The following is a 15,719-nucleotide window of genomic DNA, read 5'->3' as shown; positions in this document are numbered from 1 at the left end:
CCAATCGCCATCTCTGTTTCGGGATTGGTAATTTCCCCTATTGTTACTGGCGCGGCGGGCCCGAGAGATTCCCTTTCTCTTCCCGTTTCTATTTGAGATTCACTCTTCGCCACTGTTTCGCCGATCGCCATCTCTGTTTCGGGATTGGTAATTTCCCCTATTGTTACTGGCGCGGCGGGCCCGAGAGATTCCCTTTCTCTTCCCGTTTCTATTTGAGATTCAATAATGGGAACTTTTTCTGGAGTCGAAGCATCTTGAGGAATTATCAACTCCTCAGAATTGTCAGAGGTAAGCGGTGAATCAGACAAACTGGAGGGGATGGGAAAAGTAACTTCTGCACTTTCCTGGGGTTTTGGGTTATTTGTATCCTCTGGCAATGAGTCTGGTTTCACCGTTCACCTCTGACCTTTTTCGTGAGATTTTGGATGGGTTTATTGCTTAATCAATCTAAAATCTGCAATCTGCCATCTAAAATTCCTATGCGTGTACGGCAAGTAATTGATCTACTTGCTTAGCGGTTTCAAAGAAGAAGGCGGCGTTTTCTTCTGGGGTGGTGGGTAGAATCCCATGTCCCAAGTTTAGAATATGACCTCGGTTGCCTGCTTTGCGAATTGTATCGAGGATGCGTTCTCGGATAAATTCTTTGGAACCGAACAAAACGCCTGGGTCTATATTTCCTTGGACTTTGACATGTTTGCCCAATCTTTCCCTTGCTTCTGCCATATCTACTGCCCAGTCTACCGTAACGATATCGGCGCCGCATTTGGGCATTCTTTCTAGCACGCCAGCGCTGCCGCTGACTAATATAATTAACGGCGTATCCGGATGGGTTTGCTTGACTTGATCGAACACCCGTTTTTGATAGGGTAGCGCAAAGGTATCGTAATCTTGGGGACTTAATTGTCCAGCCCAAGAATCAAACATTTGCACGACTTGGGCGCCGCAGTCAATTTGGTAGCGGACGTAGGTGGCGATCGCGTCTGCGAGTTTACCCAATAATTGGTGCAAAATCGTTGGGTCGGAAAATGCCATGTGTTTAATCACCGAGTAGGTTTTGGAACCTTTCCCTTCCACGGCGTAAGCTGCTAAAGTCCAAGGCGCACCCACAAAACCCAAAACCGTGGATTGATTCCCCACTTCTTGGCGCAATCCCTGCAAAATTGTTTTAATAAACGGCAGAGATTCTTCTGGGTTTAACTCGCGCAGGTTCTCGACTTGTTCGGCGGTGCGAATCGGAGAGTGGATAATCGGACCTTTCCCTTCGGCAATATCCATGTCGATGCCCAATCCCGGCAACGGCGTCACAATATCGGAAAATAAGATTACGCCATCTGGTTGGAAAGCTTTCCAAGGTTGCAAGGAAACTTCAATCGCCACTTCCGGAATTTCCGATCGTTCGCGAAACGAAGGATACTTTTCTCTTAAATCTCGGTATGCTTTCATATACCGTCCCGCTTGGCGCATCATCCAAACTGGAGGACGGTCTAACGCTTCACCCCGTGCGGCACGCAATAATAAAGGTATCTGGCTTGAAAGAGCCATATCTACTTCTACCCTAGTCAGATTTTAAGTGCATTTGCTAGCTTACCACTCAATGCGAAGCCGGGTAATGAGTAATTGGTCAAGGGTCACGAGTACTAGACTGTAGGGGTTGACATATTACAAAACCAACCAATTAGCCATTAGCCATTAGCAATTAGCAATTACCTCACAATGCAAATTCCCCAATTTCAATTCTGCATCCTTGTTGGGGACTGGCGCTAACCGCATCGGCAACATCTTCCCAGTCGTTGATTCTGGCATTATAATAGACATATTCGCCCGCCGGGAAGTCGCGGGTGGGGTTGGCGCAGTAGCGATAAGTTCGACCAGCTTCGGGATCAGCTACGACTACGAGAGCATCTGTAGATGGGGGACAGTTATCGAAGACGCGCAGTCCATCATCATTTTCTAATAACTGGCGTCTGCGGTCATTGGTTATCGTTCCACCACCCGAAGCAATTGGCGTCCCCGGTCTTAAATCTCCGCTAGCCGCATCATAAGTATACTCCCCTGCCCGTACCAACCGCGTCGGGTTGGCGCAGTAGCGATAAATTTGGAAAGCTTCGGAAAACGATACCACCACCAAAGAACTGGTAGAAGGAGGACAGCTATCCAATACCCTCAAACCATAATCATTTTGCAAAATTTGTCGCCTGGGGTCATTTGTTGGCGAAGTGGAACCGAAGGCGACACTTGTCCCCGATCATCCAGAAATAGATAAGGTATATCTGCCCCTCGTGTTATTTTGTCCTAAAACCAGAAGTCTGTATTGCCCAGTTGCAGGGACGCGAAAGCGCAGCGAACCGTTGATATCATCGTCAGCGACTTGTCTCCCCGTATCCGAGGCAATTAGAACTATTACCGGGGAAAGATTGCTCCCTTCTTCCTGCGCGACTGCAATATTAATAATGTCCCCTTGCCTAGCATTAAAAGTATATTCGTCACCGGGGGCAGATTGAAGTGGAGAACCCACCCTCGACTCGTTGCGGAAGCGAAACGCCGGAGAATTAGCGCGGATAAACCCATTTACAGTATCCCCGTCTCTTAATGCAGTTTGCGCGATCGCACCCAAGTTGCTTAATAGCATCATCCCAGTTACCGCAACCGTTGCCGCAATTTTCTTAATCGACATCAGACTCTTGATCATATGCGCCCGGTGTAACCTGTCGAGACAGATTATATCCGGCTGCGGTTCCCGTACTACCCAGGGTAGTAGGTAATCAAAAACCAATTACCCATTACCAATTACCCATTACCACTCAAAAGCTTAAAATTCCTTCGTCGGCATCCAGGTGCGCCATAATTCCCACAGGTAAGGCGGCGTTGACGCCATCGTGTCCGAAGGGCAGATCCGAGATAATGGGGAGGGAAAGGTCGGATAAGCGATCGCTCAACACTTCCTCTACACTAAAACTAGGTATCCCCGCCACGGGTTCGCAGCGACTAAAACGTCCCAACGCAATACCCCGCACTTTTTTAAACGCCCCGCATAACCGCCATTGTGTCAGCATTCGGTCAATCCGATAAGGCGCTTCCGTCACATCTTCCAAGGCGAGAATCACATTATCTAACCCAGGTTGTATCGGCGTTCCCAGTAAATGCGTCGCCACTGTAAAATTAGCTGGTAATAAAATACCGCTGACCTTTCCCCCACCCCACCCAATTCCTTTTAAAGGTTCTAACTCGTGTTTTTCTACCCAATTAAATAAGCGTTGCAACGACCAATCTGGCTCATCTGCAATTGTAGTCATTAATGGCCCATGTACGCCGGAAATTCCCGTTTGATAAAGACTCCAAAGCAATCCCGTCACATCAGAAAAACCAATTAACCATTTGGGTAATTGGTAATTGGTAATTGGTAATTGCACATCAAATCTTTCTTCTCCCCGCCTCCCCGCCTCCCCGCCTCCCCGCATCTCCCCATCTCCCCAATCCCAATTTTCCAATAACCGGGCGCTGCCGTAACCGCCTCTGGCACAGAGAATTCCCTTGACATTTGGGTCAATCCATGATTCTAAAAGCTCGTGGCGACGAATTTCATCCGTACCTGCAAGATAGCCCCAACGCTTGTCGATACTGGTGCTAATTTCTACTTGATAGCCGCGACTTTGCCAAATCGTAACCCCTTGGTAAAATGCCTCAAATTCGCGCATCGCACCGCAAGGCGCAACGACTCGCAACAAATCTCCTGGTTGTAATCTTGGTGGTAGTTGACAGGGGTTGTTCATTATTTGTCCTCCTTCCCGCGGGTTTTACCTAAATAGTTCGGGAGCATTTCATCCACCGTGATTCATCCGGTGGATGAAATGCGACGCGGCGGTTTTAACCGCTGTCAGTCTTTACCTATTTGGGTAAGGCTATAGTAATATAGCAGCATCAGTCAAGTAACTATCACGCTAAAACTTAAATTTATTCACCTCAACCAAGCCAAAGCCCTTATGTTTGGCGAAATGACCAAGGAAAACACTCGCGCAAGCGAATTGGTTGTTAACCATCCCTCTGCCTGAAAGACGGAAATTAACCACAGCCAAGATAGAAACTTCACCTAGTCTAGGCATTCCTCCCGCCACTGCAATCTCTGATTCAGTGGCGGGAGGAATGCCGCGTTAATTTTGGTGCGGTAGGTGAACTATGTTTGACGCGAGAATCTACCAGCACCGAAATTAACAATCTCTTATGCAGCAAACAGATCAATCGGCAATTAGTTTAGCTATAATATTCACATGTGAACTTTTCAGAACTCATGGAATCGACGATTACGCTAGTTTGCAAGCTCAACCCAACGCCAGAGCAAGCAGATAAAATTAATGCTCTGTTAAAGGCGTTTGCGGATGGTTGCAATTATGCTAATCAAGAAGTTGATCCCAAAGTTACCAACAAAGCAACGATTCAAGCGTTGGTCTATCGAGACTTGCGGGCTAAGTTTGGACTGAGTTCTAATCAAGCGGTAAGGGTTTGTGCCCGTGTGGGAGCGAATCGCAAAACCGCAAAGTCTAAAGGCTCTACTGTAGAGACGTTTTCTCCTACCAGTGCAGATTATGACGCTCGGATCTTCTCTTTCCGTGAGAAAGACTGGACGGCATCATTAACGCTAATTGGAGGGAGAGCGCGCTTTAAGCTGATGATTGGCAATTACCAACGAGGTAAGCTTAAAGGTAAGAGTCCGACATCAGCAACACTTTGTAAGCACCGTGACGGCAAATACTATCTGCATATTTGTGTTGATATCAACAGTGATGAGCCAGCACCTACGGGCAAAGTTATCGGGATTGATTTGGGTCGTCGCGATATCGCGGTAACATCCACAGGGAAAAGTTTTTCAGGCAAGCAAATAACGGAGGTTAGAGACAAGTATTCCAAGGTGAGATCTTCTCTGCAACGGAAACGCTCGAAGGGCACAAGAACCACGCGCCGTAGGGTGAATGGTATCTTGCAACGGCTATCGGGCAGAGAGAAGCGCTTTCAAGCTTGGGTGAACCACAACATCAGCAAACAGATTGTGTCTCAAGCAGTTCAAACCGCTTCAAGTATTGCGTTGGAAGACTTAACCGGAATCCGGGAACGCACCAATGAGAAGCCTAGAAACAAAACAGAGCGAAGACGCTCTAACTCATGGGCGTTCTATCAGTTGCGGTCTTTCATCCAATACAAAGCGGTGATTGCTTCGGTGAAAGTCGATTTGATTCCGCCTGCTTATACGTCTCAAACTTGCGCGAAGTGCCTACATATCGGGCTAAGGAGCGGCAAGAAGTTTAAGTGTGGGCATTGCAACAATCAAGATGATGCTGATGCGAATGGTGCAAAAATGATTGAACTTTGGGGCTGTGCTGTAAACCAGCCTAGAGGCTCGGAGATTCTAAGCTGTCGCTTGGATGAACCAGGGCTACTGAAAGCCTACACCATACCCGCTTAGGGTTGGTGTAGGTAGTTTACTCATGTCTGCCCTCGCCAATCAAACAATTCGGCATACTACTTCTTGTGTAGGTAAAAAAGTTAAACAATACAAATGCTTGCCTCCAGAAATTAACAAGCAGAACTGGGGAATTCATAAGTTTGGTGAAACTTATAGCTTGAGTTTTCCAGCCATTAAGGAAACAAAGCGAGTCCCCGTAGCTGTTGCCTCAAGTCATTGGCAACCTATTTTAGATAGGATATTGTCCGGTGATACCTTGATCGATAAAGGCTCGGCTAAACTCGTCAAACACGCCCGCAAGTGGTATGCTTATATCTCTGTCACCCTGGAAGTTCCTTCAGTGCAGACGATTAACAGAATTGGGTGCGATATGCCTCCCTTCCGCTGCGCGAACGAGGGCAAAACAATTTAGCAGTGGTAGCACCAACTAAAGGCTTTGGTAAGTTTTTTAGCGGCAAGCAAGTCAAGCATCGTCGTCGTTATTTCCAAAAACGGCGGCACTCTTTGCAGTCAGCCTCTAAATTCCGGGCTTTAAAAAAGTAGAACAAGCGAGAACGCAGATGGATGGAGGCTGTTAACCACACCATCAGTAGAAGGATTGTCCGATTTGCAGAATACCTAAATGCTAACCTAGTGGTTGAACACCTAGAAGGGTGTCGTCAAACCATGAAACAGAGCAAGAAGAATCGTTCTGACAATGGAGAATCTAGACATGCTTGGGCCTACTACTCTTTAGAGCAAAAACTGGATTATAAGCTAGCTTTAAAAGGCTTAAAACTGATTAAACGTCCGGCTGCATATACCAGTAAATCTTGCTCTACTTGCGGCACTCTTGGAAACAGAAAAGGCCATCACTTTAATTGTCCTAATGGTCACTACCACAATGCTGATTTAAATGCAGCGAGAAACCTAGCCCAATGGGACGGTTTCTCATGTCCTTTGAACCTAGAGAGAGATGCGGTTGTAATAGCTGTATCTGGTTTAGAGGATGGGGTGCTTGGCACACCCCTGAACGCTGATGTTGGATTCCTCTCCTTGCGAGAGGAGTCTGTAGATGCAAGAATCTGCGTCGATTTATGGCGCAGAGTGTCAATGATAATATATGATTTGCCCAACACAATACACCGAAAATCACACGGGAGCGTTTCCACCCCGTCAATTCATTGCGGGGTGGAAACGCGACAAGCGCAGATTTATCCGTCGTCAAAATATGTTATAATAGGAAAAAATCAGAATTAAATTTCTGAATATACTCACGGCTCAAAGTGCTGGAGTATATTCACAAAACTCCCGTTGCTCGGGATACATCGGAAACTATCTAGAGAAGATAGTTTAACTATCAGGGTCGGAGTCGATCCGGCAGGACATATCCAAATATTAATAGTCAACAAACCGCGAGTCGAGTCAGCGAGTCCCAAAGCAAGTGTTCCGATGCCCCTGGGAGGGGATGTCCTGATAGCTAGGAAAGTTTAGCCAGAATCCCCGCAGATTTTTGCTCGCGGGGAGTGACTCAAAAAATAAGTTTTACAGGACTTACGCGAAGAGCAAAGTTTCTGCGTCGATCTCTGGTTCTCTGGCGACGATTTTTCAGAGAAACTTTGGTGTTGGCGTAAGTCCTATTTTAACTGACTTTAGCTTTGAGGTGTGAAACTTATTTCTGAGCTATTTCTCAGCAAAAAAGTAAAATTGGAAGTTAAATCCCCAAAATAACAATTCCCATGCATCGCATCATTATCACCGCTCAAACAGACGATAACTCTTTAGACGTTAACCTATCGAATATTTTGCAATTAATCCAACCCCTCGCCTCAAATTCCCAATGGGATATTTCTGAGTTAGATTGTTCCGGTAGTTCGGCGGATGAATTGCAACAGCTAGCGGATGCTAAAACAAGAGTAAGCGGTACAGACTTGCTGCGGTTAGCTACGAATTTAACCCCATTGCTTGATGGTCTATTTTCCGGCTATTTTGAAGGAAAAAATCAACCTTGGATCTCAATCCGCGCCGCCGATAACGTGGGTTATGAACTCCAGACTGAAAATCAAGAAGTGCTAGCGCGGATGCGTCAAAATTTCAAAAATGTTACCGATATGACTTATTTTACACCAGAAGAAATTATGGTGCAATATTTAAAAGAATGGGCGCAGGCACAAATCGATCAAACGGCTCAACCCGAAGTTAGACCCGATATTGCCATAATAGTATTGCAGTTAGTCGATAAATTTGAGGCTCTCAAAAATCGGCTGAAGGAATTAGAAGAAATTTGAATAGGGCGGGCAGGATGCCTACCCCACAAGAAAATTAAGTCTCTTGTGGGGTGGGAATTCTGCCCGCCTGCGCTTTTTCAGAGAAACCCAGTTTCTTTGCATCAGTCCTGTTCTTGTGGGGTAGGCATCCTGCCTACCTCACCTACAATATCTTGAAACCATGCCTCGAAGCGATCGCCCAACGCCTTCAAAGAATACTCTAATTCGGCTCTGGCACGACAATCCTTGCGGTTAATGGTATCTAATTTCCCCATTGCCTCGATTAACCCATCCACGCTATCAGGTTCGACTAAAAAACCCGTCTCCCCATCCCGGACAATTTCTGTCGGCCCACCCCGACGATATGATATCACCGGAACGCCACAAGCGAGAGCTTCAATTGCTACATTTCCAAACGCTTCTACCCAACGCGGCGTCATTAAAAGCGCCCGACACTGGCGCAATTGCTGCTGCAACTCATTTGTAGAAAGAAACCCCAAATAATCGATCGGCGCTGATGGAAAAGCCTCGCAAACTTGCTTCCAATAAGCTTCATCGTGCATCGCACCCATAACCTTCAAACGCAATCCCGCGCGATTTGCAACGGCTACAGCGTCTTCTAGACCCTTTTCTGGGGAAATTCGCCCCACCCATGCCAAACTTGATTGTGGTTCCGCGCAGAAATCGTACAGCGACAGATCGATACCATTACCCATACAGCGACAAGATTGGGCAAAAGGAAACGTCGCCGCCTGCGCCAGACTGTGAACGCCAATAGTACCGGGAAACTGCATCGCCACCCGTCCGATAATTCGATCCATCTCGTCGGAGAGGGAACCCATGCTGACTAAATGAGCAACCCGACGCTGAAAAAACGGTGTTAGGTAAAAAGGCAACCAATCGTAAGCAAAATTAACAATTAAATCCCAATCGTTCTGTACTTCCCGTGCGTAATCCCACAGATTCGCCAGTGCGGGATTTCCTGGCAGAATAATCGGAGCATCGCGCGCTTGAGTTTGAGCACTTAACTGATATTTTCCCGCAATTTGAACAATGGGTAGCGTTCCCAAAACCGAGCCAAAAGGCGCGATAATTTGCAGAGTATGACCGCGCCGGAGCATTTCTTGGGCAATATTTTTCAAGGTTAATTCTACACCGCCCCCTAACCCGGTTCCCAGCGGGCCGACGGGAGTAGAGATGAATAACAGTTTAGACATTTCAGATTGCAGATTGAATAATTGCAGATTTATTTTATATTGCAAATTGCAGATTTCAAATCTTAAATCTAAAATCTTAAATCTAAAATTCGTTGGGTGGATTCCTGGAATTAGACCGATTTTCCATGCCTGGTAAAGTGCGAATTCGGCTCAACTGAGTTAAAGCCCAACGGGCAGTTTCTTGCACTTCTTTATCCGGATCTTCGACAGCGTGGCGTAACAGTTGGCTGAGTTGACCCAATGATTCGTACATTCGGGTTAGATCGCGGATCGCATTCTTCCGCACCTCTGCATTATCATCTTGCAGCGAAACAGCTAAAGCCCGGTTCATCGGTTTGAGCGTGCGAGTGCCAATTTGGGACAGTGCTTCTAAGATTAAACTGCGTTGCTGGGAATCTGCATCCATCAATAAATCTAGCAAAGGCTGCATGGCTCGCGAATCTCCCCGCTGTGCCAGTTCCCAGATCGCTTTACGCCGCTTTCTGGGATCTCGATTGTGCAGATCTCGGATTAATTGATCGACTATATTAATTCTGGCGATGCGAGTTGTTTCTTGTACTGGCAGATTCTCTTCCTCCGATTGTGGGGCTGATTGTTCTGGGTGAGATTGTGGCTGGGAATTTTCTGGATTCGGTTGTTCCGGCAAGGTAGTAAAGGGATTGCTGCCGTTGTTAGCCTCCGATCGCTTTGATGCTTCTAAATAGTGTTCTGGTAAAGGGGAAATTGGGGTATTGTAGCCGTTTTTGCCCGCTTCTATTTCATGGTTGCCAAAGTTAGCCTCAAACTCATCGATATCTAGTACATCGGGGGAGGCTGAATCTGGTAGCGGTTTTTGCTGTTTTGGCTCGGGTTGGTTATCGTAACGTCGCTGCAAGTAGTATAGTCCCCCAGCGATGGCAAAAAACACCACCGCCGCACCGATCCACGCCAAGGACCATTTGTTACTTAAAAACTCGAAAGCCGGAGTTTGTTTGGGGGCAGGTTTTGGCTGATTAAGGCTTGGTAGCGTATCCGTTGGACTTGGGGAAGGCTTCGGGGTAGCCTGGGCTACTGGCAACGGCACTGGCGAACCTGAAAATAAATTGTTAGTGCCTCTCTCAACGCCTGGGGTGCGTTGGGTTGCCTCACGCTCTTGCGTCGCCGTTGTGCCGACTGAACTGGGGGCAAAGCCGAGGCAAGTGATACAAGTTATTAGAAACAAAACAAAGCGTGGGGGCATCATAAACCAACTCACGGCTAGAACAGGTAGCCAAACTATCCGCTGGGTAGATAACTTGGGCTAGTTCAATCCTAAACTGGCATCTACCCAGAAACTATGAAAATACGCTTTGCAGTTTACAGTAAATTTACAAATTTCACTGTGAGTAGAGATTTAATCGTATCCGTAAGGCGTATCCGATTTGGCAGTAGCAAGCAGGCGATCGCAAGAGCTTCCCGTAGCAAATCGCCCTCTCGTCAAAAATTGCTCCTAGCGCCAAAGTTCTGATTTAGATTCTACTGGCACTGGCACCTCCCGTCCTCGCAAGACAGACGAATCTAATTGGCTAGTAGGTTCTTCCAGGGGTTGAGGCATCTTGCCAACCCTTGGCTTGGGTTTGAGGCGATTTGCCAGTATATCCCGCTGATTCACTAGGTATATACTTACCAAGGTTAAGCCGACGCCGCTCCACTCGAGTGAATTGAGCATTTCCGACAAAAACAGGTTGCCAAACAACAGGGCGAATACTGGCGTCAGGAAGGTAAGCGAACTCAAACTCGTCAAACTGCCACTGGATGCGAAGTAGAAGAATAAACCATATGGGATGGCGCTGCCAAATACTGTCGAGTAGCTCAACGCCATCCAACCCGATAGATCGATATTCACCCACTGCTGGCTTTCAGTCGCAGCCGAAAGTGCGAATAACGGCAACCCGCCTAAAATCATATGCCATCCCGTAGCAACCACTGGATCGGCATAGCGACAAAGGTGACGCGCGATCGCCGTTCCCACCGCCATCGCCAGTGCTGCCACTAGCATCAACCATTGTCCATAATGGGTCGTGAGCGTTGCCGGTTCTAAGTTGACTAAAGATGGGGAATCGTTGGCAATACCCAGTCCCGATGCCCCAATTTGGTGCAGCCATTCAAAAATCCACTGCTTTGGTAACCCAATCAAACTAATCCCCAACACCCCCAAACCGAGTCCCAGCCAACCAAAGAGTCCGATCCGTTCCCCAAATAACCACAAAGATAATAACGCCACTGCCAGGGGTTGCGAGTCAATCATCACCGATCCCAAACCCGCATCGGTGCGAACCAATCCTGCTGCTAAAAACCCTTGAAACAATGCCCCATCGACTAAAGCAAACAAGCCGATCCACAGCCATGCTAACCAGCTATTGGGTTGCCGTCTTCCCGTCATTGCCGCGAACAACAACACTAACACCCCCGCTGGCACTAAGCGCACCCCAGCCATAAACAGCGGTGTCGTATGGGGAATTACCCCTTTCATTGCCACCATTGCCGTCCCCCACAGGAAAAATGGCGCAATTAACAACAGGAAAGATCCAGGCAATTTAGATTCATTTCTTTGACTTTCGCGCCCTGATCTGGTATCATCTTTTGCTTTTTCCACTGTGGCGGTCAACCTGAAGATGCTTGAAATGTGAAATCGATTTAGTATCCAGTGCATGAAATAGCTCCAAGACTTTTAGAGCTTGGACTCGCTTGTAATGCATCTTATTGTAGAGTATCGTGAATTTATATTAAGAATCCGACACATAGAGAAATATCTGTTAAATGAGGTAGAGTTTGGCCCGAAGGCAAGACTGAGGGCCCAAGAGAACCTAGCGAGCCAGTTCTACTGGTGAGGTAATAAGGCAAACTAGAATTGCTGGACTCTGGTTGGAACATGGGTGATGGGGAAGACTCTTGAAGATGGGGAAGAATTACGTTCGATCTGCTTCATCTCCCTTGTCTCCCTTGTCTCCCTTGTCTCCCTCTCCCTCTCCCTATTACTTTGACTGCCTATCATGTGGCCTTTTAAGCCTAGATTTCGCAAACAAATTGCTCGGATTGAAATTACCGGCGCGATCGCATCCGCCACCCGCAAACGAGTCCTCGAAGCTCTCAAAACCATTGAGGAAAAACGTTTTCCTGCCTTACTGCTGCGGATCGATAGCCCTGGTGGCACCGTAGGAGATTCCCAAGAAATCTACAGCGCCTTGAAGCGCCTGCAACAAAAGGTCAAGATCGTCGCCAGCTTCGGCAATATCTCGGCATCTGGCGGCGTTTACATTGGCATGGGCGCGACTCATATCATGGCGAACCCAGGTACGATTACTGGGAGTATCGGTGTAATTCTACGCGGCAATAACTTGGAACGCCTGCTGGATAAAATCGGTGTTTCTTTTAAAACAATTAAATCAGGACCGTATAAAGATATACTGGCATTTGACCGAGAACTCACTGATGCGGAAAAAAATATACTTCAAGAATTGATCGATATCAGCTATTCCCAGTTTGTCCAAACCGTAGCCTGTTCGCGCAACTTGGGGGTAGAAACCGTGAGGAGTTTCGCGGATGGGCGTATTTTTACAGGAGAACAAGCATTACAGCTGGGGATTGTAGACCGGCTCGGCACCGAAGAAGATGCCCGACGTTGGGCAGCAGAACTGGTGGGACTCGACCCGGAAAAAACCAGGTGTTATAACTTTGAAGAACGCAAACCAGCGCTCAACCGCTTCCTGTCTGAGAAAGCTCAAGCAAGTTCGGGTTTGGTAGCGGGGATCAATTGGTTAGAATTCGAGCTGTCTACGAGTGGTTTACCTTTATGGCTGTATCGACCTTAAACGGTCACGAGTCATTTGTCCTGTCCAAACAGCCAATTACCAATTACCAATTAGCAATTACCAATAACAAAACATGGAGGATTTTAGCGTGGAGTGGCAAGTTCGCGCAATTCGCGGGGCAACAACTGTATCAGAAAATTCGGTTGAGGCAATTCGAGAAGCAGTGATGGAACTGCTAGAGCAATTAGAACAGGGGAATCATTTAGACCCCAACGATATCATCAGTGCAATTTTTTCTGCCACCCGCGATCTGGATGCAATTTATCCAGCAGCGATCGCCCGCGAACGTCCCCACTGGGATAACGTGGCACTGTTAGATGTCCAACAGATGCACGTCGAGGGCGGTTTAGAGCGCTGCATTCGCTGTCTGATCCACGTTAACGTCCCCAAACCTAACGCGGTAATCTACCATCCCTACCTGCGCCAAGCCAAAAACCTCAGACCCGACTGGAGTATATTGAGCGATCGCAGTCATACCGTTGCACCTGTCGCTGGTAACTGATAGGGACAGACGGGGGAAGGGGGGAAAGGGGGAAAGCGGGATTTGGGGGATTTGGGGGAAGGATGAACCAACGCTTTCGCATTTCGCCCTGACGGAATGATGATTTCTAGGTCAGGGCACTTTCCTGGACTTTCCCTTTCCCCCTTCCCCCCTTCCCCCCTCAGTTGCCTTATGTCTGCGAATTAAGTTAAATTTAGTTAAGATTTGTTATCGGTTCTAATTTTCATGGTGTACCGATTGCTTTGCCGCTTGGTTGGCGCGAAGCGTTACATTAACCATCAAAAAATTAGTTGGATCTGAATTTAGAGGCAACCATATGAAATTGTCCTGGAAAGTTGTCCTGCTGTGGACGTTGCCTGCCTTGGTGATTGGATTTTTCCTCTGGCAAGGTGCATTTGCCCCCGCGCCCGCAGATATGGGCAAGAACGCTGCTAGCACTCGCATGACCTACGGGCGCTTTTTAGAATACCTGGATGCGGGTAGAGTCATCGGTGTCGATCTGTACGATAGCGGTAGGACAGCAATTGTCGAGGCGATAGACCCGGAACTAGACAACCAACCCCAAAGGTTGCGCGTGGACTTACCCGCCGCCGCCCCCGAACTAATTGCTAAACTGCGCGATAACAAAATTAGTTTTGATGTCCACCCAATCCGCAATGACGGGGCTATTTGGGGATTATTGGGCAATCTGGTATTTCCAATTTTGCTAATTGCTGGGTTGTTTTTCCTGTTCCGTCGTTCTAACAACATTCCCGGCGGTCCCGGACAAGCGATGAGTTTTGGCAAATCTCGCGCCCGCTTTCAAATGGAAGCCAAAACCGGCGTTAAATTTGACGATGTGGCGGGGATTGAAGAAGCCAAAGAAGAATTGCAAGAAATCGTCACTTTCCTCAAACAACCGGAGAAATTCAGCGCTGTGGGTGCGCGCATTCCCAAAGGCGTGTTGTTAATTGGTCCTCCGGGAACTGGTAAAACTTTACTCGCTAAAGCGATCGCTGGAGAAGCAGGAGTTCCTTTCTTCAGTATTTCGGGTAGCGAATTTGTCGAAATGTTCGTCGGTGTCGGTGCTTCCCGCGTGCGCGACTTATTCAAAAAAGCCAAAGAAAACGCCCCCTGCTTGGTATTCATCGATGAAATTGACGCCGTAGGTCGTCAGCGCGGTGCAGGAATAGGCGGCGGTAACGACGAACGCGAGCAAACCCTCAACCAGTTATTAACAGAAATGGACGGGTTTGAAGGCAATACCGGCATTATTATCATCGCCGCTACCAACCGCCCCGATGTATTAGATGCTGCCTTGTTGCGTCCCGGACGCTTCGACCGTCAAATTTTAGTCGATGCTCCCGATATTAAGGGACGTCTGGAAGTTCTCAACGTTCACGCGCGGAACAAAAAACTAGCACCGGAAGTATCGTTAGAAGGTATCGCCCGTCGCACCCCTGGCTTTACAGGCGCAGATTTGGCGAACTTGCTCAACGAAGCTGCTATTTTAACCGCCCGTCGCCGCAAAGATGCGATTACGATGGCGGAAATTAACGATGCTGTTGACCGCGTCGTTGCCGGGATGGAAGGTACGCCCCTCGTGGATAGCAAGAGCAAGCGGCTAATTGCTTATCATGAAATCGGACATGCGATCGTCGGCACGCTGCTGAAACACCACGACCCAGTCCAGAAGGTAACGTTAATTCCACGGGGACAAGCGCGGGGATTGACTTGGTTTACACCGAATGAAGACCAAGGATTAATTTCTCGCGCCCAGTTGCTAGCGCGCATTACCGGCGCTTTGGGCGGTCGCGCTGCGGAAGAAATTATCTTCGGCGATGCGGAAGTAACCACTGGTGCTGGTGGCGATTTGCAACAAGTATCCGGTTTGGCGCGACAAATGGTCACCCGCTTCGGCATGTCCGATTTGGGTCCATTGTCTTTAGAAAGTCAAACTGGCGAAGTATTTTTGGGTCGCGACTTTATGACCCGCGCCGAGTACTCGGAAGAAATTGCCGCCCGCATTGATGCCCAAGTGAAAACGATTACAGACGACTGCTACAAACAAGCCAAGCAAATTATCCGGGATAATCGCACCGTCATCGATCGCTTGGTAGATCTGTTGGTGGAAAAAGAAACCATTGACGGTGAAGAATTCCGGCAAATTGTGGCTGAGTATACCGTCGTTCCGGAGAAAGAACAGTACGTTCCTCAACTGTAATTTTAGATTTTAGATTTTGGATTTTGGATTGAATAGATTCTGAAATCTAATATCAGCTAATAGATAGGGATGATAAATATCATCCCTTTTTTTTGTGTCTTCTGATTGCCGACCTGTTCTTTGGATTTATAGCGGATTGCAGGCGGATGAGTTACAGCGAAAGTTTGTGTAGCGGCAGCCTTAAGACTGCCGCTACACAAACGAAGCCTTTTGGCTGTCCTGACTCGAAAAGCAATCTGCTGTATCCTGTAGGCTCTCCTACCCTA

At 47.7% G+C, this 15,719-nt stretch carries 15 protein-coding genes; 7 read left to right on the top strand and 8 right to left on the bottom strand.

What is annotated here, in order from left to right; genetic code table 11:
* The 5 genes from ACE1CM_RS43795 to ACE1CM_RS43775 form a co-directional block, all read right to left on the bottom strand.
* Window positions 1-392: hypothetical protein (locus tag ACE1CM_RS43795; RefSeq protein WP_374885699.1), on the bottom strand; the 392-nt coding region annotated here is incomplete at its 3' end.
* An 85-nt stretch (window positions 393-477) separates the two neighbouring features.
* The gene (gene hemE / locus ACE1CM_RS43790) at window positions 478-1,542 is read right to left on the bottom strand and encodes a uroporphyrinogen decarboxylase (protein ID WP_374885697.1); all 1,065 of its coding nucleotides are present in this window, start codon (window positions 1,540-1,542) and stop codon (window positions 478-480) included.
* 166 nt (window positions 1,543-1,708) lie between these two features.
* Window positions 1,709-2,185, bottom strand: coding sequence for a hypothetical protein (locus ACE1CM_RS43785; protein ID WP_374885696.1), 477 nt, complete (start codon window positions 2,183-2,185; stop codon window positions 1,709-1,711).
* Window positions 2,186-2,245: 60 nt separating this feature from the next.
* Entirely contained in the window at window positions 2,246-2,674 is a 429-nt protein-coding gene (locus ACE1CM_RS43780) for a hypothetical protein (protein WP_374885695.1), read from the bottom strand.
* Window positions 2,675-2,801: 127 nt separating this feature from the next.
* Window positions 2,802-3,770 (bottom strand): LD-carboxypeptidase, encoded by a 969-nt coding sequence (locus ACE1CM_RS43775; RefSeq protein ID WP_374885694.1) that lies wholly within the window; start codon window positions 3,768-3,770, stop codon window positions 2,802-2,804.
* Window positions 3,771-4,285: 515 nt separating this feature from the next.
* Here ACE1CM_RS43775 and ACE1CM_RS43770 point away from each other — a divergent pair.
* The 4 genes from ACE1CM_RS43770 to ACE1CM_RS43755 all read left to right on the top strand — a co-directional run bounded on the left by ACE1CM_RS43770 (window position 4,286) and on the right by ACE1CM_RS43755 (window position 7,722).
* Window positions 4,286-5,455: an RNA-guided endonuclease InsQ/TnpB family protein gene (locus ACE1CM_RS43770; protein WP_374885692.1), complete on the top strand. Its 1,170-nt coding sequence runs from the start codon at window positions 4,286-4,288 to the stop codon at window positions 5,453-5,455.
* Between the two features lie 22 nt (window positions 5,456-5,477).
* A complete protein-coding gene (locus ACE1CM_RS43765) occupies window positions 5,478-5,867 on the top strand; it encodes a hypothetical protein (protein WP_374885691.1) in 390 nt (129 codons plus the stop codon).
* 152 nt (window positions 5,868-6,019) lie between these two features.
* Window positions 6,020-6,694: a zinc ribbon domain-containing protein gene (locus ACE1CM_RS43760; protein WP_374885690.1), complete on the top strand. Its 675-nt coding sequence runs from the start codon at window positions 6,020-6,022 to the stop codon at window positions 6,692-6,694.
* 479 nt (window positions 6,695-7,173) lie between these two features.
* Window positions 7,174-7,722: a hypothetical protein gene (locus ACE1CM_RS43755; RefSeq protein ID WP_374885688.1), complete on the top strand. Its 549-nt coding sequence runs from the start codon at window positions 7,174-7,176 to the stop codon at window positions 7,720-7,722.
* A 101-nt stretch (window positions 7,723-7,823) separates the two neighbouring features.
* On the opposite strand, the gene ACE1CM_RS43750 is transcribed toward ACE1CM_RS43755, so the two are convergent.
* From ACE1CM_RS43750 to ACE1CM_RS43740, 3 genes are all read right to left on the bottom strand, one after another.
* Complete coding sequence (locus ACE1CM_RS43750) at window positions 7,824-8,918, bottom strand: glycosyltransferase family 4 protein (RefSeq protein ID WP_374885686.1); 1,095 nt, start codon at window positions 8,916-8,918, stop codon at window positions 7,824-7,826.
* Between the two features lie 82 nt (window positions 8,919-9,000).
* The gene (locus ACE1CM_RS43745; protein WP_374885684.1) at window positions 9,001-10,140 is read right to left on the bottom strand and encodes a HEAT repeat domain-containing protein; all 1,140 of its coding nucleotides are present in this window, start codon (window positions 10,138-10,140) and stop codon (window positions 9,001-9,003) included.
* A 246-nt stretch (window positions 10,141-10,386) separates the two neighbouring features.
* Window positions 10,387-11,418, bottom strand: a complete 1,032-nt coding sequence (locus ACE1CM_RS43740) for a DMT family transporter (RefSeq protein ID WP_374885707.1) — start codon at window positions 11,416-11,418, stop codon at window positions 10,387-10,389.
* Between the two features lie 508 nt (window positions 11,419-11,926).
* Between ACE1CM_RS43740 and sppA the strand changes: the two genes are divergently transcribed.
* The 3 genes from sppA to ftsH2 all read left to right on the top strand — a co-directional run bounded on the left by sppA (window position 11,927) and on the right by ftsH2 (window position 15,453).
* Window positions 11,927-12,748, top strand: coding sequence for a signal peptide peptidase SppA (sppA, locus tag ACE1CM_RS43735; RefSeq protein WP_374885706.1), 822 nt, complete (start codon window positions 11,927-11,929; stop codon window positions 12,746-12,748).
* A gap of 73 nt (window positions 12,749-12,821) precedes the next feature.
* A complete protein-coding gene (aroH, locus tag ACE1CM_RS43730; protein ID WP_374885682.1) occupies window positions 12,822-13,250 on the top strand; it encodes a chorismate mutase in 429 nt (142 codons plus the stop codon).
* Between the two features lie 316 nt (window positions 13,251-13,566).
* Window positions 13,567-15,453 (top strand): ATP-dependent zinc metalloprotease FtsH2, encoded by a 1,887-nt coding sequence (ftsH2, locus tag ACE1CM_RS43725; RefSeq protein ID WP_374885680.1) that lies wholly within the window; start codon window positions 13,567-13,569, stop codon window positions 15,451-15,453.
* Window positions 15,454-15,719: the final 266 nt, after the last annotated feature.

Origin of the sequence: Microseira sp. BLCC-F43, from assembly GCF_041929235.1 — a bacterium.
Lineage (GTDB): Bacteria > Cyanobacteriota > Cyanobacteriia > Cyanobacteriales > Aerosakkonemataceae > Microseira.
The sequence above is the reverse complement of the archived record's forward strand: the minus strand, read 5'-3'. Positions and strand labels throughout refer to the sequence as shown.

Coding starts and splice junctions, on each gene's coding strand:
- hemE (WP_374885697.1), bottom strand. CDS start 1,542: ATGGCTCTTTCAAGCCAGATACCTTTATTATTGCGTGCCGCACGGGGT.
- ACE1CM_RS43780 (WP_374885695.1), bottom strand. CDS start 2,674: ATGTCGATTAAGAAAATTGCGGCAACGGTTGCGGTAACTGGGATGATG.
- ACE1CM_RS43775 (WP_374885694.1), bottom strand. CDS start 3,770: ATGAACAACCCCTGTCAACTACCACCAAGATTACAACCAGGAGATTTG.
- ACE1CM_RS43770 (WP_374885692.1), top strand. CDS start 4,286: ATGGAATCGACGATTACGCTAGTTTGCAAGCTCAACCCAACGCCAGAG.
- ACE1CM_RS43765 (WP_374885691.1), top strand. CDS start 5,478: ATGTCTGCCCTCGCCAATCAAACAATTCGGCATACTACTTCTTGTGTA.
- ACE1CM_RS43760 (WP_374885690.1), top strand. CDS start 6,020: ATGGAGGCTGTTAACCACACCATCAGTAGAAGGATTGTCCGATTTGCA.
- ACE1CM_RS43755 (WP_374885688.1), top strand. CDS start 7,174: ATGCATCGCATCATTATCACCGCTCAAACAGACGATAACTCTTTAGAC.
- ACE1CM_RS43750 (WP_374885686.1), bottom strand. CDS start 8,918: ATGTCTAAACTGTTATTCATCTCTACTCCCGTCGGCCCGCTGGGAACC.
- ACE1CM_RS43745 (WP_374885684.1), bottom strand. CDS start 10,140: ATGATGCCCCCACGCTTTGTTTTGTTTCTAATAACTTGTATCACTTGC.
- ACE1CM_RS43740 (WP_374885707.1), bottom strand. CDS start 11,418: ATGGTGGCAATGAAAGGGGTAATTCCCCATACGACACCGCTGTTTATG.
- aroH (WP_374885682.1), top strand. CDS start 12,822: ATGGAGGATTTTAGCGTGGAGTGGCAAGTTCGCGCAATTCGCGGGGCA.
- ftsH2 (WP_374885680.1), top strand. CDS start 13,567: ATGAAATTGTCCTGGAAAGTTGTCCTGCTGTGGACGTTGCCTGCCTTG.